Source organism: Paenalicyclobacillus macrosporangiidus (assembly GCF_900116805.1).
Taxonomy (GTDB): Bacteria; Bacillota; Bacilli; order Alicyclobacillales; family Alicyclobacillaceae; genus Alicyclobacillus_H; species Alicyclobacillus_H macrosporangiidus.
On the sequence record NZ_FPBV01000069.1, the window covers coordinates 1 to 2,175 of the forward strand.

Genomic DNA, 2,175 nt, shown 5'->3' on the forward strand with positions numbered 1-2,175 from the left:
TTCAGATGCAACTCTTCAGTGTCCCGGGCATTCTATTGTCTCAAAACAGCGTAATGTGACATCTCCTGCCTTAAAGGAGGCCATTTTCTCATCAAATAATCACGTAATTCTTTTGTTGTAGCATTCTTGAGGTTCTCTGCCGCTAGTTCGCAGGCTATGCCGAGTCCAACGGCAAGCAGAATATTTTCAGTTCCGGCCCGTCTTCCTCCCTCGTGTCCGGCTCCATGTACCAATGATTCAATCGGAGTTCCTCTTCTAATGTACAGAGCACCTACGCCTTTTGGTGCATATAATTTGTGTCCAGCTACCGACAATAGATCGACACCCAGCTCGTCAACTCTTGTCGGGATTTTCCCAACCGCTTGGGCTGCGTCGGTATGGAACAGAATGTTATATTTCTTGGCGATTTTAGCGATGTCAGCGATCGGTTGAATCGTACCAACCTCATTATTGGCATGCATAACCGATATTAAAATCGTTTCATTCGTAATCGCCTTTTCAATATCTGATGGTGATACCTGACCAAAACGATCCACACCGACGTACGTGACTTTTGCTCCGAGTTTCTCCAAAAACTTACACGGGTTGATAATAGACGGGTGTTCGATCTGCGTTGTTACAATATGGGTGCCTTTTTCTTTAAGGGCAAAGAATACCCCTTTTAAGGCATGGTTATTCGATTCACTTCCGCCGCTCGTAAAAATGACTTCTTCAGGATCACAACCAAGCAAGTCGGCAACTTGCTGCCTTGCCTTTTCGTACGCTTGCCTTGCAGGTTTTCCTGCCCAGTGTGTAGTTGACGGATTCCCATAATAATCCGTTAAAAAAGGTTTCATCGCTTCTGCAACTTCGGGAGCAATGGGTGTACTGGCATTGTAATCAAGGTAGATTGTTTGCAATTCTGATCCTCCTCGTTTTACGGTGCAAAAACATGGTTTGTCTCTCGGTCAATCAGGGCAATTTCATATTCGTCCGGAAGCCGTTTTCTCAAGAGGTTTGCAGTAATAACCCCACCAACTCCACCTCCGAGAACTGTTACAGAATGCCTCATTGAGTCTTCTCCTCCATTCCACGGTGTGTAGTAAATCCTAATAGACGATGACTTTATCCGCCCACAAGGTCCATTCAGTCAGTTCCTCCATGGAAGACCTGTGCACGGCTTCATGCAGCTCTTCGCTCGTGATTCCACGTGCATCCAAGCAGGAGCCACAGGCGATGGATGAACTACGCCGTGCAACAACGGTCAACATTTTGTCAAGGTTATAATAACCATCTGGAGTCTTTTGCCCTCGTTTTGCACAACTGACTGCATCCGCCATCAAACATATCCGTACCTCTGTTCCGTCCTGTATTGCGACTGAGGTTGCATGGCGAAGACCATTGTAAGAGCGTTCCGCCCCATAAGGAGAATCATTCAAAATAAATAGAAGTTTCACGATACCACCTCCATCCGCTTTGCCTCATTATCATCCCGTGTGTAATTCATGTTAATAATCATTTCGAACTATATATGGAGCTTCGGGTAGTTTCCTTAGACTAGTTTCCCGGATGGATAAAGCTATCCCAACGCATTGAGGACGACGGAGTAATCGCCCGACCCCATTGATTCTCGTTAAGCCTCAGTCCGTTGTGTTGAACAATTTTAGAACTATAGGGCGGGTTTCATTAACTCGGCGTGAATTTCTGATGTGGCCCTCGGTGGTTTGGAATTCATTGACCTGTAGAGTTAACATTACCCAAGATGCGCTGTTTTGAGTGTGAACGTTTACCTTGTTTTTCGTAATGGTTCTTGCATCCCGAACAATACAAACACTCCAGACACGAACACGATCATAGCGAGTGCGCCAATCGTCCGTTCATTTCCTAACCAGTCAACACCAAAGCCAATCAAGATTCCCCCAATCGCATATCCACCGTCACGCCACATTCGGTACACGCCAAGGGCAGAGCCTCGCCATGCTGGATGTGCCTCGTCTCCAACCGCAGAAAGCAGTACCGGATACACTAGTGCTGTACCAATTCCCATAAGCAGTGCAGTGATTACCCATATTACCAAAGAATGGGTTAGTAATATAAAACCCAGGCGCTATGCAGTTGCTGTATGAACTTGGATTGTGAACATTATATGACATATTCGTGAAATCACCGAAAACCACTTGACTTTTGAAAAACACC

At 45.8% G+C, this 2,175-nt stretch carries 3 protein-coding genes; all 3 read right to left on the reverse strand.

Annotated features, from left to right (window positions below; translation table 11 throughout):
• Window positions 1-32: 32 nt before the first annotated feature.
• A complete protein-coding gene (locus BM357_RS18620) occupies window positions 33-899 on the reverse strand; it encodes a cysteine desulfurase family protein (RefSeq protein ID WP_074956896.1) in 867 nt (288 codons plus the stop codon).
• A gap of 189 nt (window positions 900-1,088) precedes the next feature.
• A complete protein-coding gene (locus tag BM357_RS18625) occupies window positions 1,089-1,436 on the reverse strand; it encodes a DsrE/DsrF/TusD sulfur relay family protein (protein WP_074956898.1) in 348 nt (115 codons plus the stop codon).
• A 329-nt stretch (window positions 1,437-1,765) separates the two neighbouring features.
• Window positions 1,766-2,026: an MFS transporter gene (locus BM357_RS19580; protein ID WP_245784102.1), complete on the reverse strand. Its 261-nt coding sequence runs from the start codon at window positions 2,024-2,026 to the stop codon at window positions 1,766-1,768.
• Between the last annotated feature and the right edge of the window lie 149 nt (window positions 2,027-2,175).

What these genes read in the sequence shown, in the direction of transcription:
- BM357_RS19580 (WP_245784102.1), bottom strand. Translation starts at nt 2,026, where the DNA reads ATGGGAATTGGTACAGCACTAGTGTATCCGGTACTGCTTTCTGCGGTT.